We start from the raw sequence: 22433 nt of genomic DNA, 5'->3' as shown, positions 1-22433 counted from the left end.
CTGCCTGATCTATTCCCGCTCGGACGCCCGATTGTCTGCGGCAATCGCTTCGATCGTCGTCACCACGCTGGACAGTAGATCTTCGTGGTAGCGCTTCAGATGACCGTGGATGTTCTCGTTGCGCAGCAAGCGAGAGATGAACCCCTTGGCCACGACGAGCGATAACATCGTGTCGCCGATGGTATCTTCCACGGCCATGCTGTCCTGTTGCAGGCGCTCCATCTCGGCCTCCATGCGCGAAATATCCTCGGGCGAAATTTCTTCCCGCTTCTTTGGCTTGGCCTTGTCCGTTAGGGCATCGGAGCGTGTGGTCACGAGAATCATTTCCGCATAGGGCTTCGTGAATTTGTTCGCGGCAATCATCATCTCGGCGGCTTCGATCTGGCGAAATGGCTTCATCTTGCGTAGCACCCCGAATACGGCGGGGATCACCTGTCGATCCTTTAGGAGCCGGGCTGCCTCCGGTGCGATGCCATCGAGTAGGTGAGCTTTCTCGCGAACGCGCTTCACGTCGATATCGAGCACTTGGGCAATGCGTTCTTCCGACGCGCCCTTGGCAAGCGCTGCACGGATCATGCGATGTTCCTGAACAGAGGCGATGCGGGTGATCTGTCGGTTGAACGTGAATCCCTCATCGTCGAGCGAAACCATACAGCGCGCCTTAGCGTGCCCGAGCTGCTTCAGAGCTTCGAGTCGCAGGCGACCGTCAAGCAGATCGTAGTGACCTTCTCCATCTCGTGACGGATGAATGGCCAGTGGCTCAATCACACCCAGTTCGCGGATTGAACTGAGGATCGTCCGAAACTTCGGTGTTTCCAGCACCTTTGCCCGGATGGGCGCCAGCGGGTGAATATGGTCGAGCGCCACCTCGATAATGGTTGGCTCGAACCCGTGTCTGATCGCGCTCATGGCAGCATCTCCGCTGGAATGCGACGTGCAATGACTTCGGGAATATCGCTGATCTGTTCGGCGCGCAGTAGGGTGCGGAAGTGTTCGTCGGACAGGAAGCGCCGCATAGCAGACGTAATGAGCAACAGGCGTTCTTCCTGGATACGCGCCTTCTGGATATTGAGTTGCTGCCGCCGCACTTCCGTCTTGTAGATGCGCAGTAGCTTCTGCGGTGTGGGCTTGTCATCACGGCTGGAGCTGGGTTTCGGGTAGTACGCTTTCCCGAGTGCCTCGCGCTTGCTGATCAGTTTGCGCACGCGTAGCAGTTGTTCACCCTTGAGCGTGCCCTGTTCGTAGGCCTCCAGCAGGGCTTTCTGCACGTCTTCGCTCGATGCGCGCGAGATTTCGACGGCGAGCCAGATCGGTACAACACGTTTCTCGACCGCACGCACGAGGCGCTGTTCGCCATTGTTGAGCAGGTGCAGGATACTGCTGATGTAATCGGGGTCGAGATTGATTTTTCGGGCAATCTGCTCCGAGTTGTACCCCTTGGAGCGCAGTACCTGGATGCCGCTCAGCAGTTCTTCAGTCGTATGCCGGCGGCGCGCGATGTTTTCGGTCAGTGAAATCAGGAATCGATCAACTTCCGGCGCATCGAAAATACAGCACGGAATCATGGTCTCGCCCAAGTGCTTCAGGGCTTCAAGGCGTCCCTGCCCGCATAGAACCTCGTACCAGTCGCCTTCCTTGTCTTTCCCGCCAAGCGCCACGCTGATCGGCCGCTTCAACCCGACCACGGCGATGTTCTCCACCAGTTGCGAAAAAAACAGGGGATTGCGTGTGCGCGGATTAAGCACGCGTAGCCGGTCAGCCGGAATCAGCAATATCTTCTCCGACGACGAAAGCGGCACAGGCTCATGCTCTTGGTTGCCATTCATGACTGCCTCCATGTAGCGGTACTCGGCGGCCGAGATAGACGAGCATCGACAGATCGTCATAGCGGTAAGCGTCGAAGCCCTGTTCGTTGTAGTCTCCGAGGCGCAGCTGTTCTGACCACACGTCGATGGCCGGAAGCAGGTAGTAGTCCCGGATCGACTGCGCGTCGGGTTCCATACGCACGGCGATCGTGATGTCGGGCTTTAGCGCCGTGTCGAACCGGACGAGCCAGCGATTGGTGCCTGCATTGGTCGTGCGACATCGACACAGGGCGAGCGAAACCGTGAATTCACCGTTGACCCGCAGCAGATCGGTTGTCGAGTTCCGTTCCACCAGTGCCCCAGCTGTTGTCATGGCGTTCATTGCATCCGAAACGATGCCCGGATGCAGTTCGCGTAGACGTCGGTTGATTTCGAGATAGCGGTAGTCCCGATCCGGCGTATAGCCAATTAAGGTATATGTGCGAATCAGGCTGCCGAAACGACCCGCGAACGCGCTGCTCGAAGGGCAGTCCGTCGTCTCGTCAATCACAATACCGGAGAGGTAGCCGTGTCGCAGCAGTACACGGCGCAACGCCGACAGCATTTCTTCGTCGGTGAGCCGGTATGAGCGTGCGAGGATGATCTGGCGTGCAGCATTGAAAATCAGCCGGTCAACGATAGCATCGAAAGCGTCTACTGCTCGTGCCCATGCTGCTGGTGGATTTCTGACCCGCTCTTCCTTGAGCTTGAAGGATGTGCGATTCCAGACATTGTCGCCGACGTATTTGTCGTTGATCAGAATCTGGTGAACCGTGCCACGCGTCCAAGCGGTTCCGCGATCCGTGAGTTTGCCCTCGCGATTGAGCAGGACCGCAATTTCCGATTCGGTCAGCCCGTCTTCCACGAATACTTTGTATATCCAGCGTACGGTATCGATTTCGTCCACCGGGCCAGGTACGAGGATCACTCGGTCGGTTTGGATTGACTTGTGTTCGCCGGGTTTCAGTTCCCCTTTACGCGCACCGGTGTGGTCGATCAGCATGCGGCGCAGACCATAGCCGGCCGGACCACCTTGCCGAACACCAAGCTGGATAAGCCGAATCTGACCAGCATGTACCTTGACGCTCAGTTCGCGGCTGTATTCACCAGCCATCGTACGCTTCACATTTTTGATGATGCTGGAGACGGCGCTACCGTCGTTTTCGAACTGCTCAGCGCAGTACAGCACGCGCACACCCGCCTGCTTACAGCGAATTTCGTAGCTAGCACTTTCGTCAGGGTCCTGAAATCGGCCCCAGCGGCTCACATCGTATACAAGAATAACGGAATAGTCCGCTTGCCCCGACTCGACGTCACGCAACAATGCTTTCAGCTGGTCACGGCCTTCGAGTCGCAGCCCGCTCTTTCCTTCATCAGCGTAAATTTTGACGATTTCAAGATCGCGCGCGGCTGCGAACGCGAGGATCACATCCTGCTGGTTTTCCGTCGAATACTGCTGGTGTTCGGTAGACATACGCACATAGGCTGCGGCACGTTCCCGGCCGTCGCCATCTACAGCGCGATTTTTCCGTACCCGCCGAATCACCGTATCCCCCACTCCACGGAAAGTCGCTGCTTTTCAACTTCCGCCATTTCGTCGCTAATCACATTGCGGTCTGAACCAATATACTTTCGGAGGTCTGAAAGATGTTGCGAGAAACACGCAAGAATTTGCCGAGTGAATCGGGTCGGGGACTCACCGCCCGTGAATATGCAGTAGCGATCGAAGTAGCGCTGAAACGCGAGATCGGAACATCCCGGCATGCTGTCAAGACGCTCGCGCGCATGACAAATGCGAGCGAACGCACGGTTCAGAACTGGCTATCAGGTGTGCGTGGGCCGAATGGCGTGCATCTGATTTTGCTGGCGCAAAATTTTGCATCGATCCGTTCGACCATCATGTTTCTCGCAGGTCAAGGAATGCAGCAATATGCCGATATGGAAGCCGCGGTTCAGTTACTGTTTGAGGTGATTGCCATGTTGACCGGGAAGAGGAGGTAGGTGCGCGCCTTGGCACGGCGCTTCCCAAAATCTCGCGTTGAGCCCCAAAAAAGAAGCTCCGTGTGTTCTGGAGCACCTGCGCCGGCATATTGCCGGCGCAGGTGCTGACTGATCGGACACGGTTAGCGATCTTCCTGCCACCCGTTGTCCGTTTTCACCATGGCGACCTTGCCAGTGAAGGTTTCCTCGATTCCGTCGGCATATTTCTCGACGGGTTCGTTTCCGTTGAAGAGGTTATCGAGCAGCGACGAATTGACGTTCGGACAGGTTTGTCGCATCGCACGTTCCATTGCCGCCTTGGCAGTTCGCGGTGCGTTGTTTACGAGTTGATCTCCGCCGAGAAGCAGCGGCATGACGTTCTGATACTCGGCCCAGCCGTCCTGGTGAGCAACCTCGTATGCGCTGGTGTTCTGGCCGGGATTTGCCTGCGTCCATGCCTGTTCATCAGCCTTCCATGCATTTTCGACGTCATGTGCATGCGCGAGTTGTTTCTTCAGGTTGTCGACTTCCTGCGCATACTTTTCGCTGGCGTATGCCTTAATGTCGGGAGTCGGTTTCATCGAGATCGTGTACTTCACGTCGATGAGATAGTGATCGTCGCCCTGCGGGGTGCCGTTGACTTTCTCGAAGTGATCGATGGAAAGGTACTCGCAATTTCCAAGGGACGCCTCGACGGCGGTTTTTGCGTCGTTTTCGGATGGACCGCTCGAGCAAGCTGAAAACGATACGGCGGTGGCAAGCATGAGGGGCGTAGCGGAAAGACGGATGAGCTTTTTCATGATGATTGGATAGGGAAAGGGAAACCGCTCCCGAGACGATTTCCGGGAGCGGGCTTGGGTTGTCTGTCCTTCATCCTTCCTGGTTCTTGGTGAGTGGTTGTCGTGTTTACTCTTCAAAAATGAACATGAGCGGGCCTGGGGCAATACGTCTGATGACCGCTATATCGGCTCACCGTGGCAAAAATGAAGAATAAACTCTACATCAATTGAAGAGTTTACAGCGTCGTTAATCAGTCGACGGGCGGGCATCCTGCTCGCCATGACTGCCAAGCGCTCAACCTCGCCTTCCGCCCGGCCGGCCCCGATCTCGATTGCTCTCGGCAAACGGATCAAGGCATGCCGGCACGAAGCGGAGAAATCGCAGGAAACGCTCGCCTTTGAGGCGCACGTCGACCGCACCTACATCTCGGCGATCGAACGTGGCATCGCGAACCCTTCCATTGAGACACTTGCGAACATCTGCTATTCGCTGAACGTCACGTTGGCCGAGCTGTTTGCCCCGCTGGACGGCGTGTCGCTGAAGCCGACCGGTGCGCGACGCGCAAATGCGGCGACGCCACCGGAGATCAAGCGCCAGCGGTTGCGTTGACCAGGACCTGCATCAACACACTGCGACCTCAAGCGCGACAGACTGCTGGCAACCGGTGGAGCTCTAGCGCACTGACTCCGGCTCGAATACATCGAGTCTGGCGTTGAGCCCCGCTATTCCGGGCTCCGCATGTCAGTAGTCACCCGGTAACAAGAACGTCGTGGCGGAGCGGTTCCATTCAGTGATGACCCAGACGGTTTGGCTGTTCGGCAGGACGTAGCTCGACACGATGCGCAGACCGGCTTCGACCGATAGCTCGTTTTGCTGGCGGTCAGATTCCGACAAGTCACCCCAGTCGCCGCGGACGTGACGGATCAGCAGGTCGACGATCGACACCTGTGCTTGATTCAGGACATCCACAGCGGCGGGTGTGGCGAGGACACGGCCCAGCTTGAAGCGCGGGCCGGCGCGGTGAGTCGAAGGCAAATTCATGAGAGTCTCCGATCGATTGGGTGTGCAAGTCCCTCCGGCAACGCCGGATGGATCGAACAAAATGAAAATAGAGAAGGTGGAGCCGGGCGAACGCCCGGTTTATGCCGGCAAATCAAGTTCGGCGAGTCGGCGTCGGAGGGCGAGTGCCTTGGCCTGCGAGCAGCCGAGGTGAAGACGGATATCGGCAACGGTCGGTCGCACGAGACCAGCAGCTATGTTTCGCGCGAGTCGCGTCACTTCGTCGTCGCGGGAGGGGGCGTCCGGTCGCACGGTCACCGGAGCATCACTGTTGCGACTATCCGGATCTTCCGCGCGACTGCTGCTGGCGCTTGGCTCGACTGACCGCGTCATGTCCGTTACGGCCGCGATCGGCGGTATGTCTGACGATGCTGTGCCAGTTGCCACGGGGGCGGCAGCGGAGACCGACGATGACCCGAGTGCGACCCACCACAACAGGCATGCCACGCCTTCGAGTACGGCTGCGAACATCAATCCCGACAGCAGATCAAGGCGAGCAGTCGTCGCACCGAATATCGTCGCGAGTCTTGACGTGACTGGATCGGCGAGTAATGCGTCGCGCTGCGTCATGACTCGAACACGTGCAGCTTCGACGCGTCGCACATCGCTCGCTTCCGCGTTCAGCGCATCCAGTCTTGCCGTGAGCGTGACCCGACGGGCATCCAGCGTTGCGCAGTTACCGACGCAGTGGCGGGCATGTGCTGCCGCGAGCTGCGCGGTCACGGTCGCCCGCTCGGCCATGACGACCGTGAGATCGCGTGTGGACGACGGGAGTGGCGTAACCGGGATCGTCAACGCCCGCCGTTCCCCGGCGTGCTGCTGTGCGAACATGAAAAACACCGCATGTCCGTAGCAAGTAGTCGCGAGGCAGGCGAGCCATAGCAGACCACCCACGGCACGTACACGGAGCGGCGCATCCCGGATCAGCGACGGCAATAGGTGCGCGCTTGCGACGAGCACCATGCCGATAGCGATCCACATGAGCCGTTCTGGCCATGTGCCGCCGCGTTGCCAGCCGGCCAGGACGGACAGGCAGAGCGCGGTAGCCGTTGCGGAAATTGCCAGCACGCACGCCGAGCGGGACGCGGCGGTCATGCTGCCTTCCTGGCGAGCAGCACGGCCCGACTTTCGAGCTTGTCGCGGAGCGTCTCGGGGGTGTCGGCGGCGTCACCGCTCCCGACATCCGAACGACCTGCCACGTCAGGATAGAACTCCTCGGTGACGGCGTTGCGCTCATCCGGACTGTCTTCGAACGCGCCATTCGCGAAGCCGAGCCGCGCGGCGGCGTCGAGCGCCGCCTGATCGAACCCGGCCGCTCGCCGCCGCGTATCGAGCTCCTTCGCCTGTATGAGCGATTCCTCCAGCGTGCTGCCCGATCGCACACAGAGGTCGACGTAGTAGATGGCTGACCGATAGCTCTGCGTGGTCGACTTCCCGCGCAGCTTCAGTTCGAGCGGCAGGCACGCGAGCACGTTACCGGACAGGGCTCGGAAGTAGTGCATCCTGGCCGCGAGCGCGCGGATCGAGTTGTACGATGTGGTGCGGAAAATGAACGAACCCATCTCGTCCTCGTCGCCGATTAGGACGTTGAGCCGGCCGTAAGGTTTGCAACCACCGCTCTGTCCAAGCGCGCATCCATCAGGCGACGGGCACGGAAGATTCTCGATCCCGTTGCCATCGTGACCGACTCGCCGGCAAGTTTCTCCGTTACCGACACAGACCGGTCGCCCAGTATCGCGGTCGAAGAGGCTGTATTCGGCCCGCAGGTTGAGGTCCGGATCGTTGAAGAGCAGCCGGACGGGAATCGCACGGAGCTTACCAGACGTGGCTTTGCGTAGCGTTTCATTGAGCGGGTGGAGCATCCATTCGCCCCGCTGCTGGATTTGTGTCGTGAGGGTGAACTGATCGTCTTTTTCGGGCAACCGCTTGCCATTCTTCTCGACGACGCGTCCGATCGAAATCCGGCCCACGACTGGCGGCGTGATGGAAAGTCCTTTGAGCATGGTGAATTCTCCTTGGATAAGGATGGAAAGAGGGGGGGCGGGGCGATCAGGAGGAAACGAGGAAGCGGCGTAAACCGGGCTTGGAGACTGCGTATTGCGCTTCGAGCTCGGGGCGCTCGGCCAGCAGCCTTTTCAGGTCGACAGTCGATGAATCCTTGCTGCGCTTGAACGACACTTCGCCGGTCTCGAAGATGGCTTGCGCGGCGTCGCCGATCGCCTGCTGGATCGCTTGCTTCAGCCGTGCCTCGATGGCTTGACGTGATTCGATCTCCGCCCGTACTGCAACGAGGTCGGCGAACACAGATGACAGGTGCCGGTCGTCCGTGAAATCGACGGTGCCTCCGTGACCTGGGTACAGGTGGCGTAGTGCGCGATCCGCCGATTCCGATCCATCGGCGGGCGGCGGCGTGTCGGTCTCGACATAAAGCCAGAACATGGCCTCCAGCTCGACGAGTCGCCCGATCAGCGCGTCGTCTCGCTCGATCCGATGCACTTCGAGCGCTTGACCGCACAACAGCACGGCGACATGCGCTGCCGTCTTGCCGGTGACGGCCAACTGATGCTGGACCTGAAGCTGGACATATTCGGGCACGCCGTCTCGCCAGAGCCGTGCGCCGAATTCGCCAGCCGTCTTGCATTCCAGAATCTGCACGTCGCGCGCGCCGACAACCTCACGATCGATGTTCGCTAACATGAACGGAATCGAAGGATGTCGTAACACGGCGTTGACCTTGCGGACCTTGTTGCCGGTCTGCTGGGTGTAGACGGCTGCGACGATCGGCTCCAGTAACGTTCCCCAATACGTCGGGGACGTTGTATCGGCCAGATCGGGACGGGGTAGACCATCAGCGCGGCCGGCCTTGTCGAGCCACAATTCGAGCGGACTCATGTACGGATTGAGACCGACCGCGGCGGCGGCATCGGAGCCGCCGATGCCGGTACGGCGCACCGCGAGCCAGTCGTCGCGACTGAGTTCCAGCGTCTTGACGAGTTTCAGAGCGGGTTTTCGTGCGCGAGGCGGTTGAGGGTGAGGGGCACTCATGTAACCTCCGGAAACAAAGCGGCCCGGCAGGCGAACCTGACCGGGCCGATGGTGAGGGAGTACGGGCGAGGAAAAGCAGGGTTACGCGACAAGCTTCATGGCCTCGTCCCATGCCTTCTGTTTGAGCATTGCTCCTGCGCCGAACCAGGCGGCGTCGAGCCGGTGGTCGTCGGTACGTGCTCGGCGGTGGTGGTCGACGTATTCCGTCACGGCGTTCAACAGACCCCATGCCGTGCCCGAAGCCGACGCCAGATCCGCTCCCTTGCCGCGCCCCATGTAGAGCTGGCCGACCGCCTTGATCGCGCGTTCGTTGACGGAGACCGTTTCACGATCGGGAAGACTGGCGGTCGAGTAGGTCAGCACGCGCCGCAGGAACGCCTCGGCCGTGGAGTCGGTGATCTTGCGATCTGCCAGCGCTTTGGTCCGTGCCATGAACGCATCCCAGGACGAAACTGCGATACCTAGTTGGCGCTTGACGGCAGCAGCATCGAATTGCGAACGGTGCGGCACCTTGACGACGCCAGTACTGTCTCCCAATGCGATTTGCAGCGTGTTGTTGCACACGACACGGACCGATGTGAACTGCGCGGTCGTGGCTAGTGTGCCGTCGCACGCGGTGGCGAGCAGCAAGTAGCCGCCAATCTTATCCTTACCCTTGAGCAAGCCGGAATGCCCGGTCTTAGCGAGCGCCCAAAGCTTGCGACCTTCCTTCAGCACACCGGCAGTCTCGAGTTCGAAGCCGCCGATCTCGGTCAGGTCTCGATAAAACTCCAATATCTCTCTGGGTTGGACAACCTGGTAGCGGGTGGACACGACAGACAGCGGGGCCTTGTTGTCGGAGCGATAGAGGACCTTCTGATCGGGGAACGCGTGAATCGCGCCGATGCCAGCGGAGCCCGTCACGAAACGTACCTCGGACGATTCGATCGTCCAGTTCATGCCGGCGCGATCGGCCCAGACTTCGATTGGTTGGTTCGGCGTCAGACGGTTGCCGAGACCATGCCACGGTTCGGCTCCTACGTAGGCCATCGAATTGATCAAATGCATGTCGAACTCCTGTTGAGAAAAAACAAAGGCATAGAGCCCAGCACAAGGCCGGGCTCCGAGAGGCTGATGTAGGGAAAGAAAAGGCAGGGCGGGTTAGCCAGGGCGGACGGTAAAGGTGCGACCGCAGGCAAGGCACCGCCAGTTGTCGAGGACCTTGAGGTCAAGGGCTTCGCCCAATGCGGCACCGGTGGCGCAGCCGGCGCCGCCGGCCACCAGTCCGGCGAGGATGGCACCCGCGAGACCGCCGCACATCGCTCCGATCGGACCGCTGAGCGCGCCGACGGCAGCGCCGGTCTCTGCGCCTGATAGCACAGCAGCGGCGCCGCTCGTAGCGCCTGCCGCGGCACCGATGGCGCTACAGATGCGTAGTGCGACGTGGCGTTGCTCGGTGCGAAATGAGTCGCATGACGGACACGGCCAGACCAGATCGCATTTGCCTGGACGGAAGCGCGGCGATTCGTCCTCGTCCTGCTCGGGTGGTGAGGGCGTCTGGCGAAGCCGGCTCAACGCCGATTCCCATGCGGGGGCTTCGTCGTCCTCGTCATCGAACGGAAAAAGTGGGGGGCGGTCATGCATGACACATGGCCTCGCTCCGGACCTTTCCGACATATTTGCAGAAGCAGATCGACCACAGCACGCCGCAGAGATAGGCGAATGCGAAGGCGATCAGGTACTCAAGCGGGGAGATGGGGAGCATCACTGGTCTCCTTGAGACAGATTCGTCCTAGCGGAATTGTTCGGACGGAGCGACCAGTAGCTGGCCATGCTCGAGGAGGTGATATGTGTCTGAAAACGCTTTCAATCGAATCCGGGACGGTCGGCAAGGCAGGTTGCACGTAACCACGCCAAATCGGATCAAACTGGCCTTATTCAGGTGAAATTGGCTCTGTAAGATTCCCAATGGCATGTATCCGTGCGATCATTCCACGATTGCCGGTTGGTGCGCCTTCTTCGCGATGGAAGACAACGTTATGCCTGGTCGCTGGTTATCGGTCGAGGAGATCGCCGAATACCTTGGGGTAAGCAAGGACACCGTGTACGCATGGATCGGCAGGCGGCACATGCCTGCTCACCGTGTTGGGCGGTTTTGGAAATTCAAATCTGACGAGGTCGATCAGTGGGTGCGATCGGGCGGTGCCGCGGATCTCGACTGAGCTGCTTGGCTCCGATTGGTTTTGACCATCTCAGTCGGCAATGGAAATGAGAACGGGGGATGTGACGTGACGAAGATTGCTTGTGTCGATCTATTCTGCGGCGCGGGCGGGTTGACGCATGGCTTCATTCTGGAGCGGCTGCCAGTTATTGCTGGTATCGATCTTGATCCGGCCTGCCGCTTCCCTTATGAAAAGAACAACGGACAGGCAAAATTCATCGAGCGTGACGTAGGCAAGGTGACGGTTGATGAGCTAAGTGACCTATTCGGTGATGCCGATATATCGGTCTTGGCAGGCTGTGCCCCCTGTCAGCCATTCTCTACCTATGCTCAACGTTACGAGTTGGATGGTCCTGACGGAAAGTGGGGCCTGTTGTATCAATTCGCGCGACTTGCGAAAGGCACGATGCCGGACATCATTACGATGGAAAATGTGCCGAGCGTTGCAAAACACAAGGTATTTCACGATTTCGTCGATACGCTGAAACGACTCGAATATAAGGTTTGGTTCGATGTTGTTGACAGTTCTCGCTATGGCGTCCCACAAATGCGAAAGCGAATGGTGTTGCTTGCATCTAAGCATGGGGACATCACGTTGATTCCACCTACGCAGCAAAAGGCGAAAACCGTCAAGCAAGCCATCGGCCACTTGCGGCCTCTCCGGGCCGGCGAGTCTGCGCCGCGTGACAAGCTTCACGTCGCGTCATCGCTGTCTGGCATGAATCTCAAACGAATCAGGGCATCAAAACCCGGTGGTACTTGGCGAGACTGGCCGAAAGAACTGGTTGCTAATTGTCATCGCGCCGACAGTGGACGTACCTATGCCGGTGTCTATGGACGGATGGAGTGGAATAAGCCAGCACCGACGATGACGACCCAGTGTTATGGGTTTGGCAATGGCCGATTTGGTCATCCGGAGCAGGATCGTGCGATCTCTTTGCGGGAGGCTGCGATTTTGCAGAGCTTCCCTCGCAACTATGCTTTCATACCGGAAGACGGTGAAGCGAGTTTCACGGTTCTCGGGAGGCTCATCGGAAATGCGGTTCCGGTCGATCTTGGTCGAGCCATCGCACGGAGCATTCATCAGCATCTTGCGTCGGTCGAGATTGAGTAATGATGGTCGATTGACGCTCCGCAATGCCGAAAATTTCGCCTTCTTCGCCCGAAGCCAGTCGCCGCATGGCGAAAATCAGGCAGAAGGGTACAGATGCCGAAGTCGCCTTACGGCGGGAGCTATATCGAATCGGTTTGCGGTACAGGATCGATTACGAGGTTCTGAAGAAGCCTCGCCGTGTTGCCGATATTGCATTTCCGGGGCGGAAGATCGCAATTTTCGTTGATGGTTGTTTTTGGCACGGTTGCCCCGAACATGCTTCGTGGCCGAAACGTAATGCAGAGTTTTGGCGGCAGAAGATCGAGATGAATCGGTTGCGGGACGCAGACACGAACGAACGGCTGCGCTCCCTCGGCTGGACGGTTCTCCGATTTTGGTCGCACGAATCACCGACTGATGCCGCCGCGGTCGTCGCAAACATGGTTACCGTGATCGACTTGAATCGTCGTACCGCGTTGCGCGACATAAAAGGCAAGAATTGAAAAGGTAGTCACATGAGTATCGCGGGGGAAGGGCAGTCGCAAGCATATCGGGCTCGGCCGGAGCCGGGGCAACTGGTCGAAGTCCGTCGCCGTCAGTGGGTAGTGGCGGATGTCGATGCGGCTCGGCTGGATTTGGAACATTCTGCGCCTCAACATTGCGTGACGCTGTCGTCGATCGACGAGGATGGGCTTGGTGAGGAACTGGAAGTCGTTTGGGAAATCGAGCCGGGTGCACAAGTCATTGAGCGCGCGGGTCTGCCCTCGATCACGGGGCAGGACGATTCGGTCACACTCGACGCCTTTCTCGACGCGGTGCGATGGGGGGCTGCAACCAATGCCGATCGGGGGTTTCTCCAGGCTCCGTTTCGCAGTGGCGTCAGTATCGAAGACTTCCAACTCGATCCGCTGGTACGTGCCATCGACATGGCACGCGTCAATCTGCTCATTGCTGACGATGTTGGTCTCGGCAAGACAATCGAAGCTGGTCTGGTCATTCAGGAGCTTCTTCTGCGGCACCGTGCCCGCACCGTATTGATCATCTGCCCCGCGTCTTTGCAGGAGAAGTGGCGCGTCGAGATGTTAGAGAAATTCGGTCTCGATTTCCGGGTAGTGGATACCGACTACATCAAGCAACTGCGGCGCGAACGCGGTATCCATGCCAATCCATGGACGTCACATCCCCGCCTTATCACGTCGATGGATTGGGCCAAGACCGGCGAGGGTTTGCGTGCCATGCGTGACGTGATCCCGATGCATGCTGGCTATCCGCGCAAGTTCGATTTGCTGGTCGTGGACGAGGCGCATAACGTTGCTCCGGCCGCAGGGGTTCACTATGCGTTAGAGAGTCAGCGCACGCGTTTCATTCGCGTCATCGGCTCGCATTTTCAGCATCGTCTATTCCTGACTGCCACGCCGCACAACGGCTACACGGAGTCGTTCACTTCGTTGCTGGAATTACTCGACGACCAACGGTTTGCTCGCAACATCCTTCCTGACGAAAAGCAATTGAGTCAGGTGATGATTCGCCGATTGAAGAGCGACCTGGTCGATGCGGAAGGCAAGCCCTTGTATGCCCGACGCACTTTGCAGGCGCTCACGGTTCCGTACTCGACCGAAGAGCGCGAGATTCACAGCAAGCTCAACGACTACTGCGCCAGTCGCGAAAAGGATGCTGAGAAGGCGGGTAATAGTTTCGGCACGGCCTTCGTCAATCGACTCCTCAGGAAGCGATTACTCTCGTCGCCAGCGGCGTTCGCTTCTACGCTCGAAAAGCACTTCGCATCGCTATCCGAATCTCGGCCCCCGAAACTGGATACCATGGCAGAGCGCATCCTGCACAAGGCCATCCTCAAGGCTGACGAGGACTATGCCGATGATCAGGAAGTTGAGAATGCCAATGCCGAAGCTATCGAGGAGGCCACGCGTCGCTCATCGCCACTAACGGCGGAACAGCAGGTGATGCTGGACGATTTGAGGGTATGGGCACAGCGAGCCAGGAATCAAGCCGATTCCAAGGCTCAAGCCATCCTTGATTGGCTCACTGAGAACCTCAAGCCGGATGGCCAGTGGAACGGTCGCCGAGTGATCCTGTTCACCGAGTATCGCACCACGCACCAGTGGATGCATCAAATCCTAGCCAGCCACGGCTTCGGTGGTGAGCGTCTCGGCCTACTTCACGGTGGCCTTTCCCAAGAAGAGCGTGAACCCATCAAGGCGGCGTTCCAGGCATCCCCGCAGGAATCGCCCGTGCGTATCCTGCTTGCCACCGACGCAGCGTCTGAGGGGATCGACTTACAGAACCACTGTAATCGGCTTATCCACCTAGAGATTCCCTACAACCCCAACGTGATGGAGCAACGCAATGGACGTATCGATCGGCACGGGCAGCGTGAGAAGGAAGTGCTGATCTGGCATCCAGTCGATGGCGGCGATGCGAGCGGTGCATCGGTCGGTGGCCACGGCGAGGACATTCTTCGCGCTCTGCGGAAACTGGACTCGATGCGCGCCGACATGGGCAGCGTCAATCCGGTGATCGCACCGCAGATGTCCGGCCTTATCGAAGGTTCTCTGAAGGATCTGGACATCCATCTCGCCGAGGCTCGGATCGCTCGCGCCAAGAACTTCGTTCGCGCTGAGCGCGAGTTGAAAGAGCGCGTCGCCAAGTTACACGATCGCCTGCTCACAACCAAGCAGGATTTCCATCTCACGCCTGGTCACGTCTTGATGGCAGTGAAGACCGGCCTCGCGTTGGCAGGGCGTCCGCCGCTGGAACCCGTCGAACTGGTGGGAGCGCCCTCGGGCAGCGTATTCCGGATGCCCGCGCTGTCCGGCTCTTGGGCACGTTGTTTGGAAGGATTGCGCCATCCACACACACAGAAGATTCGGCCCATCACCTTCGATCATGCCATCGCCAGTGGCCGCGACGATGTCGTGCTTGTCCACCTGAACCATCGCTTGGTGCAGATGTGTTTGCGCCTGCTGCGTGCCGAGGTCTGGGCGCAAGACGATGTGAAGAAACTGCACCGTGTCACTGTCCGCACGATGCCAGATGCGCTCATCGATGGTCCGGCCGTGATTGTCATCTCGCGATTGGTCGTTACCGGCGGCGACCACCATCGGTTACACGAGGAACTGACGGTATCAGGCGGCTATCTGCGCGATCAATCCTTCCGCCGCGAAGAAGGCGTCACCCGCGTCCAGCAGTGGTTGGACGAAGCGAAGCCAGTCAAGGCGGTCTTGCCCCTGTTCGACGTGCTCCGCGTCCGCTTCGACCGTCAGCAGGAAGCCATCCTAAAAGCAGTGGATGCTCGCTCCAAGGAGCGTCTCCGCTTCCTGACCAACACGCTCCAGACCCGCAAGCAGCAGGAAATCGACGATATCGGCACCGTACTCGACGAACTGGAAAAGGCGATCCAGTCCGAATTGAAGAAAGGGCAACAGCCCGAACAACTTTCACTCTTCACCGACGACGAGCGCATGCAACTCAGGCGTGACATTGCCGCACTGGAAGCACGCCTTGCACGCATCCCCGACGAGCGCCAGATGGAGACGCACGCCATCGAATCCCGCTACGCCAAGCTCGACGACCGTACTTTCCCGGTTGCTGTGATCTTCGTCGTGCCCGAGTCTGCCGGAGGTGCTATATGAGCATGCTGCACGAATGGCTGTCGCTCATCGAGATTTCCGGCCCGTTTCTCGCCCTTCCTGTTCTGAAGGAAGCTTTCCCGCAGGGGCTGGAAGAACTTGATGCGACCAAGCGCAAGCGGCTGCGCCAAGCCTACGACGAATGGCGCGAGGCGCTGGAAACCAATGATCTCCATTTCGCCGAGTTGCACGCCGCATGGATTGATGAAGTCTTGTCGCGCGGGCTGGAACTTGATGAGGACGGTCGCAGTGACGTGCTCAAACGCAAGGACTGGTGTGCCGCACACCTGACCGTCACTCTGCCCGAACACGGTATGAGTCTGTCGTCGGACTTCGCTGTCGTCGGCAATGATGATCAGCCGCTGCTGCTCGCTCACGCCTACGACGCGGACGTCGATCTCAATACTACCCAAAAGCGGGACGGCTGGGCCAGTACCCCGGCGGAACGCATGGTGACGCTCTGCCGCGCCACGGGCTGCCGCCTCGGGCTGGTGACCAATGGCGAACGCTGGATGCTGGTCGATGCGCCAGTGGGTGCGGTCACCACCTTCGCCAGTTGGTATGCACGCATTTGGGCGCAGGAACCCGTCACCCTGCAAGCCTTCGTCCACCTCTTGGGCATTCGGCGCTTCTTCGTGGACGAATCGGAGCGGCTGCCCGCACTGTTCGATCGCTCGCTGAAGTTTCAGGACGAAGTGACCGACGCCTTGGGCGAGCAGGTGCGGCGTGCGGTCGAAGTGCTGATCCAGTCGCTCGATAAGGCCGACCAGGATCGCGACCGCGAATTGCTGCGCGGTGTGAGGGAAGCCGAGCTCTACGAAGCTGCGCTGACGGTGATGATGCGGTTGGTCTTCCTGCTCTCCGCTGAAGAGCGCGGCCTGTTGCTCTTGGGCGATGAGCGCTACGAAGCCAACTATGCGCTCTCGACCCTTCGCATGCAATTGCGTGCCGAATCCGACGAGATTCTGGAGCGCCGCTGGGATGCGTGGTCGCGCCTACTGGCCGTATTCCGCGCCGTGTACGGCGGCATTGAGCACGAAAACCTGCGCTTGCCCGCCCTGGGAGGCTCCCTGTTTGACCCGGATCGCTTCCCCTTCCTCGAAGGCCGCGCCCGTGGCTCAGACTGGCGCACCGACATCGCTAAGCCGCTGCCGATCGACAACCGAACCGTTCTGCTGTTGCTGGAAGCCATCCAGCAATTCCAGGGGCGCACGCTGTCCTACCGGGCGCTGGACGTCGAGCAGATCGGCTACGTCTATGAAGGTCTGCTGGAGCGCACCGTCAAGCGCACCGCTGAGGTCACATTGGAAGTCGACGCTACCAAGGGTGCTCAATCGCCGTGGGTCACGTTGACCGAGCTCGAATCTGCGTGGCTGGACGGTGCCGAGCGACTAACCGACCTGCTTCGAGAGCGTTCCGGCAGTTCCGTCAGTCGCGTGCGCAACGATCTGTCTCGTCCTGTGGACGATGTGCTCGCCGATCGCGTGCTGACGGCCTGTCACGGCGACGCGGCGCTACGCGACCGCATCAGACCTTTCGCCCATTTGGTGCGTACCGATCCTTGGGGTTACCCACTGGTCTATACCGCGGGCGCGTTTATTGTCACCACCGCCTCTGACCGGCGCGAGACCGGCACCCACTACACGCCGAAGTCGCTCACCGAGGCCATCGTCGCCGAAGCGCTCATGCCCATCGCCTACGTCGGCCCGGCGCAAGGTTCGCCGCGCGCGGAGTGGGCGCTGAAATCAGTCGACGAGTTGCTCGACCTGAAGATATGCGACCCGGCGATGGGCTCGGGCGCCTTTCTCGTGCAAGCCTGTCGATGGCTGGCCGATCGACTGGTGGAAGCGTGGGCACAGGCCGAGGTGTTGGGCCCCGTCAGCATTGATGGGCGGGTAGAGGGGGCAGATGCCTGTGTAGAGACGCTGCCGCGCGACACGGAGGCGCGTATCCTTGCTGCCCGCCGCCTCATCGCCGAACGCTGCCTCTACGGGATCGATCTGAATCCGCTGGCGGTTGAACTGGCCAAGCTCTCCATCTGGCTGGTGACGCTGTCCAAGGACCGTCCCTTTGGCTTCCTCGACCACAACCTGCGTTGTGGCGACAGTCTGCTGGGCATCCATCGGCTGGAGCAACTCACCCAGCTTTCGATGAATCCCACTGACCAGGGCCAGCTACATCTGTTTGGTCAGAACGTCGAGCGGGCCGTACGCGAGGCCGTCGAACTTCGCTTGCGTTTGCGCGAAATGCCCATCCGCGACATCCGCGACGTGGAAGCTATGGCGCATCTAGACGCCGATGCGCGCCGCAAACTCGAAGTGCCGGAATGTATCGCCGATGCGTTCATCGCCGAAGTTTTCGCATCAGGTTGCGGTAGCGAGGCACTTCAGAACGGGTTAGCCGCTCTGTCTATTGATGCGACTCAAGTCGTTGAAGGTGATCGTGAAGCGCTTGCGTTAATGCGTCGAAAGACAATCCTCAAGCTATTCACCAATTTCCCAGGCGACCAGCCCGCGCCTAGGCCCTTTCACTGGCCTTTAGAATTCCCGGAAGTTTTCGGTGCCGAGGAAAGTGGCTTTGATGCTTTAATCGGAAATCCTCCTTTCATGGGGGGGAAGAGAATAACTGGTGCGCTCGGTGAGGGGTATCGTGAGTATATTGTAAACACAATTGCCGGTAATCGTCGAGGTAATGCCGATTTGTGTGCATATTTCTTACTTCGTGCAACGGCAGTTACGGCGAACGCCGGGACGATAGGGATGCTCGCGACCAGTACCCTATCCCAGGGTGAGACACGTCAGGTGTGTCTTGGTTTTCTCAGTAGTAGCGGATATTCAATTTACCGAGCCGTGAAAAGCTTTGATTGGCCGGGTAAGGCCAACTTGGCTGTCTCCATAGCCTGGCTCTTTAATGGTGAATGGCGAGGGGATTTCATCTTAGATGGCGGAGCCGTGGGAGGCATCACTCCGTCTTTGGCTGTTCAAGGGAGAATAGTGGGCGAGCCTCAACGTTTGGCGTCCAATGTGGGAAAGGCGTTCCAGGGGTCGAATATTCGTGGAATCGGCTTTGCTTTAACACGAGAGGAAGCCGCTAGGTTAATTGAGTCCGATGCGCGGAATAGAGAGGTGCTGTTTCCTTTTCTTGGGGGCGACGACATTCTATCGATTCCCGATCAATCTCCGTCACGGTGGGTGATCAACTTTTTCGATTGGGATAGGAAAACGGCATCGTCGTATGGCGCTCCGTTTCGGATTGCCGAGGAAAGAGTCCTTCCCGAGAGAATAAAAATAAAAGACAAAACGAAGAGAAGGATTTTGTCTCGTGATTTTTGGAAGTACGACTCTCAAGCAAAAGCCATGTACAAACGGATAAGCGACATGCCGAGATACATGGTGCATCCTTTTACGAGTAAGCATCATGTTTTCGGAATGTGCTTGCCGGGAATCACTATTTCTCATACTGCGACAGTAATTGCGCTAAGCGAATGGGATGATTTCGCACTCCTGCAGAGCGGTATACATTGGGCGTGGGCGCTTGCATATGGGAATAAGCTGACCACCAGGCCTCAGTACTCGCCGACCACATGTTTCGACACGTTCCCCTTCCCCAATACCTTTGGCCAAGGATTGAGCTATTTGGGGGAAACCTTTCATAAGAGGCGAACTGCTATTGCTGTAGCAGAGAACATTGGCGCGACGGCAGTGCACAACATGATTGACTCTCCAAGGGAGAGTTCAATGGCGATTGCCGAGCTGCGTTCGTTAGTATCGAGAATTGATGAGGCCGTGCTTGAGTCCTACGGATGGAGTGATATTGAGCTTCGTCATGGATTTTATAAAACTCCGCAGGGTATTCGCTTTACCTTTACAGAGGCTGCGTGCTTTGAGCTACTCCAAAGATTATTGGAGTTAAACCATCAGCGATATGAAGATGAAGTCGCTCATGGATTACACAAAGATGCCGTGAAGCGAAACTCATCTGGAGCGCGCCGCATCAGCGTCGACTCCGTTGATATTCCGGCGCAATCGCCGTTGGACTTCACGTCTATCGCGACTAGCATCCCGTATGAGATATCTTCGGCCACAGCAGTTGTTCTCGGTTTCCTGAGTGCACATGATGGCTGGCATACTAAGGCAGATATCCTGACCGCCACCGGCATTACGGACGCTCAGTGGAGCGTCGCGATTGCCGACCTAGTCGCCGGCAGCAGGGTTGAACGCCGTGGCGAAAGGCGTGGGGCGCAGTATCGCGTTGAGCCAGGTGCTCAAAACACCGATCAAGGGCAGAAATTGTGACTCCAACTCAAGTCACGCTGACGTTCGAGATGGCCGTTACTCGGACGAAATCACACTCGCAAGGGGAATCGGTACATGACCAAATCAAGCACTGATCAAGCTCAAGCAAGTCCGACGAAACAGTTCTTCGTTTCCATGCTGACTCGCGATATTAGTCTTGCCGATGCGATCCTTGACTTGCTGGATAACTGCCTAGACGGTGCGCTGCGTCTTGCGGGCGGCAAGGACGTCGATTACTCCACGCACTTCGTGAAAATCGAAATCAACGCAGACCATTTCTCGATCGCCGACAACTGTGGCGGCATACCGCGTGACGTTGCAAAGAACTACGCGTTCAAGATGGGACGCGAGCCAGATGACGATCGTGATTCCGATGCCGAGACTATCGGCATGTACGGCGTCGGTATGAAGCGTGCGATCTTCAAGATGGGTCGTAACGCCCTGGTGCGGACGCGTTACGGCGATGATACGTTCGAGGTACCGATTACCTCGCAATGGCTCGATGCCAAGAACTGGGACCCTCTTCCCATCAATGAGCCGACGGAGGCCGGCGAGCAACTGGACGAACCCGGTACCACGATCTACGTTGGTGACCTGTACGAAGGCGTATCGAGACATTTTGCCAATGGAGCCTTCGAGAACGAAGTGCGTACTGCGATTGCAGAGCACTTCACGATGTTCATCCAGTGGGGCCTGAAGGTGGAACTCAACGGCACGCCCGTGGAATCCGTTCATGTCGAGGTGTTAGTCTCTACGGACGAGAAACGGCCGGCACCATACATCTACCAGAAGACGATAGACGGCGTGCTCGTCTCAATCACTGTGGGACTCAACACCGGAAAAAGTCTCGGCGACGATGATGAGGACGACGCGGGTTTCGAGCGCGACCGTTCGTCCGCAACTGCGGGCTGGACGGTGCTCTGTAACGATCGCGCGATCATCGTAGGGGACAAGAGCCGATTGACAGGCTGGGGGGATGGTATTCCTCTCTACCATCCACAATTCGCCATCGTCACCGGCATCATTGAGTTTCGCTCAAAGCACGCCGACAAACTGCCGGTTACGACGACCAAGCGGGCGCTCGACACTTCGTCAAATGTGTGGCTCGAATCGCTCGTCAAGATGAAGGAGGGCATGCGCATCTGGATTTCGTATACGAACCAGTGGAAGAACCATCCGCGTACTGACCAATCGAGCCATTGGGAGTCCGCCAAGCCTATGTCGTTGAGCAAGGCCATTGAGGTTGTCGCTGCCCGCAGTGCCACCAGAAAGACAGCCGACGCCATTGAGTTTAATCCGCAGAAGGCGAAGGTTCTGCCGGAGCCGGAAGACAAGAAGCCGTCGTCCAGAAAGATCGTGTTTTCCCGTCCTGCGGAGGAAGTGCGGCTCGTGTCGAAGATGTTGTTCGACGACTCGGACGAGAAGCCCGGCATCGTAGGCGACAAGTGCTTCGAGATGCAGCTCACGAAGGCCAAGAAACAAGGGGACTGAACGATGAGCGCAGGTTCTTCTCTTCCGTACCGTTTGCGACCAAACAAGGCTGTAGATAGGGAACTGTTCCTGTCGCTGCTGATGCGGCTCGCTCCGATGCTCGCACTGGAAAATTACCACTACATTGGCCTAGGTGGTCCTTTCCTCGAAGACTTCCGGCTGATTCACGGTCGGCTCGGCATTGCAAAGATGACATGCGTTGAGACGGAGGAGCAGGTGCATAGGCGTCAGCTTTTCAACCGCCCGATCGCCTCAATCGAGTGCGTTCACAAGAGCCTCGAAGACCATCTAGACGAAATAGATCTCGATTCACCTGCCATCATCTGGTTCGACTACACGGAACCTAAGGGCATCACCTCGCAGATTGAGCGGTTCGCACGCACCATCGGCACCGTGCCGATCGGCAGCATCCTGCGTATCACGCTTAATGCCAATCCCGAGTCGTTGGGGAAGCCTGATCCGAAGGACATCTCGGTCGAGGCGGACGGCGATGTCTCGGAGGATCGGGCGCGGAAACCGACTACGCAAGAATGGCGTCTCGCTCGCTTCAAGGAGCGGCTCGGTGCGCTCTTTCCGAGCGGAATGACTGCTGATGGAATGACGCACAAAAACTACGGCAAGAGTCTGTTGCACGCACTGAAGTTGGCGGTCGAGAAAGACGTGCTGAGTTTTCGGGATCGCCGCATCGTCTGGGCGCTCACGACGCACTACGCGGATGGCCAGGCGATGGTGACTGCCGCACTCGTGGTTTGCCAGAACGACGACAAGACAATTGAGGAGTCTGTGAAGGCTTGGGAGTTCCACGCGACGACGGATGCACCACACCGGATCGATTTGCCTGCGCTCTCGACGCTGGAGCGCCTTACGATGGAATCGAACGATGATGCGCGGACTAAGATGGGTTTCGAGTTGCCGAAATCGAACATGGGCGAAAACCCCGTTGAGGTGTTCAAGAAGTTCTATCGCATCTATCCGCATTTCTCGCGAGTGGAGCTTTAG

General features: G+C 58.4%; 20 protein-coding genes. 9 read left to right on the top strand and 11 right to left on the bottom strand.

The window, feature by feature from the left end; translation table 11 throughout:
• Window positions 1–9: 9 nt before the first annotated feature.
• From BX604_RS05700 to BX604_RS05690, 3 genes are read right to left on the bottom strand one after another with little or no spacing between them, the layout of a single operon-like run.
• Window positions 10–909: a plasmid partitioning protein RepB C-terminal domain-containing protein gene (locus BX604_RS05700; protein ID WP_098549948.1), complete on the bottom strand. Its 900-nt coding sequence runs from the start codon at window positions 907–909 to the stop codon at window positions 10–12.
• A complete protein-coding gene (locus BX604_RS05695; protein WP_098552716.1) occupies window positions 906–1826 on the bottom strand; it encodes a ParB/RepB/Spo0J family partition protein in 921 nt (306 codons plus the stop codon). Before BX604_RS05695 ends, BX604_RS05700 begins: the two co-directional genes overlap by 4 nt.
• Window positions 1804–3390, bottom strand: coding sequence for a recombinase family protein (locus tag BX604_RS05690; RefSeq protein WP_098552717.1), 1587 nt, complete (start codon window positions 3388–3390; stop codon window positions 1804–1806). Before BX604_RS05690 ends, BX604_RS05695 begins: the two co-directional genes overlap by 23 nt.
• A gap of 101 nt (window positions 3391–3491) precedes the next feature.
• Between BX604_RS05690 and BX604_RS05685 the strand changes: the two genes are divergently transcribed.
• Entirely contained in the window at window positions 3492–3845 is a 354-nt protein-coding gene (locus BX604_RS05685; protein WP_098549947.1) for a hypothetical protein, read from the top strand.
• 122 nt (window positions 3846–3967) lie between these two features.
• Here BX604_RS05685 and BX604_RS05680 read toward each other — a convergent pair whose 3' ends face one another.
• Window positions 3968–4624 carry a hypothetical protein gene (locus tag BX604_RS05680; RefSeq protein ID WP_098549946.1) on the bottom strand — a complete coding sequence of 219 codons (657 nt, stop codon included), beginning with the start codon at window positions 4622–4624 and terminating at the stop codon, window positions 3968–3970.
• 259 nt (window positions 4625–4883) lie between these two features.
• Here BX604_RS05680 and BX604_RS05675 point away from each other — a divergent pair, with 259 nt between their 5' ends.
• Window positions 4884–5213 (top strand): helix-turn-helix domain-containing protein, encoded by a 330-nt coding sequence (locus tag BX604_RS05675; RefSeq protein WP_098549945.1) that lies wholly within the window; start codon window positions 4884–4886, stop codon window positions 5211–5213.
• A 132-nt stretch (window positions 5214–5345) separates the two neighbouring features.
• On the opposite strand, the gene BX604_RS05670 is transcribed toward BX604_RS05675, so the two are convergent.
• From BX604_RS05670 to BX604_RS39455, 7 genes are all read right to left on the bottom strand, one after another.
• Complete coding sequence (locus tag BX604_RS05670; RefSeq protein ID WP_098549944.1) at window positions 5346–5645, bottom strand: hypothetical protein; 300 nt, start codon at window positions 5643–5645, stop codon at window positions 5346–5348.
• A gap of 99 nt (window positions 5646–5744) precedes the next feature.
• Complete coding sequence (locus BX604_RS05665) at window positions 5745–6758, bottom strand: hypothetical protein (RefSeq protein WP_098549943.1); 1014 nt, start codon at window positions 6756–6758, stop codon at window positions 5745–5747.
• Complete coding sequence (locus BX604_RS05660; RefSeq protein WP_098549942.1) at window positions 6755–7666, bottom strand: recombination directionality factor; 912 nt, start codon at window positions 7664–7666, stop codon at window positions 6755–6757. The genes BX604_RS05665 and BX604_RS05660 overlap by 4 nt, the downstream gene beginning before the upstream one ends.
• Window positions 7667–7712: 46 nt before the next feature.
• The gene (locus BX604_RS05655) at window positions 7713–8708 is read right to left on the bottom strand and encodes a YqaJ viral recombinase family nuclease (RefSeq protein WP_098549941.1); all 996 of its coding nucleotides are present in this window, start codon (window positions 8706–8708) and stop codon (window positions 7713–7715) included.
• Window positions 8709–8789: 81 nt separating this feature from the next.
• Window positions 8790–9755, bottom strand: a complete 966-nt coding sequence (locus tag BX604_RS05650; protein ID WP_098549940.1) for a DUF932 domain-containing protein — start codon at window positions 9753–9755, stop codon at window positions 8790–8792.
• A 93-nt stretch (window positions 9756–9848) separates the two neighbouring features.
• Window positions 9849–10331 carry a glycine zipper family protein gene (locus BX604_RS05645; protein WP_098549939.1) on the bottom strand — a complete coding sequence of 161 codons (483 nt, stop codon included), beginning with the start codon at window positions 10329–10331 and terminating at the stop codon, window positions 9849–9851.
• Window positions 10324–10452: a hypothetical protein gene (locus BX604_RS39455; RefSeq protein ID WP_257146277.1), complete on the bottom strand. Its 129-nt coding sequence runs from the start codon at window positions 10450–10452 to the stop codon at window positions 10324–10326. Before BX604_RS39455 ends, BX604_RS05645 begins: the two co-directional genes overlap by 8 nt.
• A gap of 208 nt (window positions 10453–10660) precedes the next feature.
• Here BX604_RS39455 and BX604_RS05640 point away from each other — a divergent pair, with 208 nt between their 5' ends.
• The 7 genes from BX604_RS05640 (at window position 10661) to BX604_RS05610 (ending at window position 22433) form a co-directional block, all read left to right on the top strand.
• Entirely contained in the window at window positions 10661–10909 is a 249-nt protein-coding gene (locus tag BX604_RS05640; protein ID WP_441301358.1) for an excisionase family DNA-binding protein, read from the top strand.
• Between the two features lie 66 nt (window positions 10910–10975).
• Window positions 10976–12022, top strand: a complete 1047-nt coding sequence (locus BX604_RS05635) for a DNA cytosine methyltransferase (protein ID WP_098549938.1) — start codon at window positions 10976–10978, stop codon at window positions 12020–12022.
• A 23-nt stretch (window positions 12023–12045) separates the two neighbouring features.
• Entirely contained in the window at window positions 12046–12504 is a 459-nt protein-coding gene (locus tag BX604_RS05630) for a very short patch repair endonuclease (RefSeq protein ID WP_098549937.1), read from the top strand.
• A 12-nt stretch (window positions 12505–12516) separates the two neighbouring features.
• Entirely contained in the window at window positions 12517–15651 is a 3135-nt protein-coding gene (gene drmD / locus BX604_RS05625) for a DISARM system SNF2-like helicase DrmD (protein ID WP_098549936.1), read from the top strand.
• Window positions 15648–19943: an Eco57I restriction-modification methylase domain-containing protein gene (locus tag BX604_RS05620; RefSeq protein ID WP_098549935.1), complete on the top strand. Its 4296-nt coding sequence runs from the start codon at window positions 15648–15650 to the stop codon at window positions 19941–19943. The genes drmD and BX604_RS05620 overlap by 4 nt, the downstream gene beginning before the upstream one ends.
• A 75-nt stretch (window positions 19944–20018) precedes the next feature.
• Window positions 20019–21434, top strand: coding sequence for an ATP-binding protein (locus BX604_RS05615; RefSeq protein ID WP_098549934.1), 1416 nt, complete (start codon window positions 20019–20021; stop codon window positions 21432–21434).
• A gap of 3 nt (window positions 21435–21437) precedes the next feature.
• Window positions 21438–22433 (top strand): O-methyltransferase, encoded by a 996-nt coding sequence (locus tag BX604_RS05610; protein ID WP_143748005.1) that lies wholly within the window; start codon window positions 21438–21440, stop codon window positions 22431–22433.

This window comes from Burkholderia sp. JKS000303, from assembly GCF_002563755.1.
GTDB lineage: Bacteria > Pseudomonadota > Gammaproteobacteria > Burkholderiales > Burkholderiaceae > Burkholderia > Burkholderia anthina_B.
Note: the sequence above shows the minus strand (reverse complement) of the source record. Positions and strands in the feature narration are given on the sequence as shown.

Excerpts from the sequence above, each read along its gene's own strand:
- BX604_RS05700 (WP_098549948.1), bottom strand. The coding sequence starts at position 909 with ATGAGCGCGATCAGACACGGGTTCGAGCCAACCATTATCGAGGTGGCG.
- BX604_RS05695 (WP_098552716.1), bottom strand. The coding sequence starts at position 1,826 with ATGAATGGCAACCAAGAGCATGAGCCTGTGCCGCTTTCGTCGTCGGAG.
- BX604_RS05685 (WP_098549947.1), top strand. The coding sequence starts at position 3,492 with ATGTTGCGAGAAACACGCAAGAATTTGCCGAGTGAATCGGGTCGGGGA.
- BX604_RS05680 (WP_098549946.1), bottom strand. The coding sequence starts at position 4,624 with ATGAAAAAGCTCATCCGTCTTTCCGCTACGCCCCTCATGCTTGCCACC.
- BX604_RS05675 (WP_098549945.1), top strand. The coding sequence starts at position 4,884 with ATGACTGCCAAGCGCTCAACCTCGCCTTCCGCCCGGCCGGCCCCGATC.
- BX604_RS05670 (WP_098549944.1), bottom strand. The coding sequence starts at position 5,645 with ATGAATTTGCCTTCGACTCACCGCGCCGGCCCGCGCTTCAAGCTGGGC.
- BX604_RS05665 (WP_098549943.1), bottom strand. The coding sequence starts at position 6,758 with ATGACCGCCGCGTCCCGCTCGGCGTGCGTGCTGGCAATTTCCGCAACG.
- BX604_RS05660 (WP_098549942.1), bottom strand. The coding sequence starts at position 7,666 with ATGCTCAAAGGACTTTCCATCACGCCGCCAGTCGTGGGCCGGATTTCG.
- BX604_RS05655 (WP_098549941.1), bottom strand. The coding sequence starts at position 8,708 with ATGAGTGCCCCTCACCCTCAACCGCCTCGCGCACGAAAACCCGCTCTG.
- BX604_RS05650 (WP_098549940.1), bottom strand. The coding sequence starts at position 9,755 with ATGCATTTGATCAATTCGATGGCCTACGTAGGAGCCGAACCGTGGCAT.
- BX604_RS05645 (WP_098549939.1), bottom strand. The coding sequence starts at position 10,331 with ATGCATGACCGCCCCCCACTTTTTCCGTTCGATGACGAGGACGACGAA.
- BX604_RS39455 (WP_257146277.1), bottom strand. The coding sequence starts at position 10,452 with ATGCTCCCCATCTCCCCGCTTGAGTACCTGATCGCCTTCGCATTCGCC.
- BX604_RS05640 (WP_441301358.1), top strand. The coding sequence starts at position 10,661 with ATGTATCCGTGCGATCATTCCACGATTGCCGGTTGGTGCGCCTTCTTC.
- BX604_RS05630 (WP_098549937.1), top strand. The coding sequence starts at position 12,046 with ATGCCGAAAATTTCGCCTTCTTCGCCCGAAGCCAGTCGCCGCATGGCG.
- drmD (WP_098549936.1), top strand. The coding sequence starts at position 12,517 with ATGAGTATCGCGGGGGAAGGGCAGTCGCAAGCATATCGGGCTCGGCCG.
- BX604_RS05620 (WP_098549935.1), top strand. The coding sequence starts at position 15,648 with ATGAGCATGCTGCACGAATGGCTGTCGCTCATCGAGATTTCCGGCCCG.
- BX604_RS05615 (WP_098549934.1), top strand. The coding sequence starts at position 20,019 with ATGACCAAATCAAGCACTGATCAAGCTCAAGCAAGTCCGACGAAACAG.
- BX604_RS05610 (WP_143748005.1), top strand. The coding sequence starts at position 21,438 with ATGAGCGCAGGTTCTTCTCTTCCGTACCGTTTGCGACCAAACAAGGCT.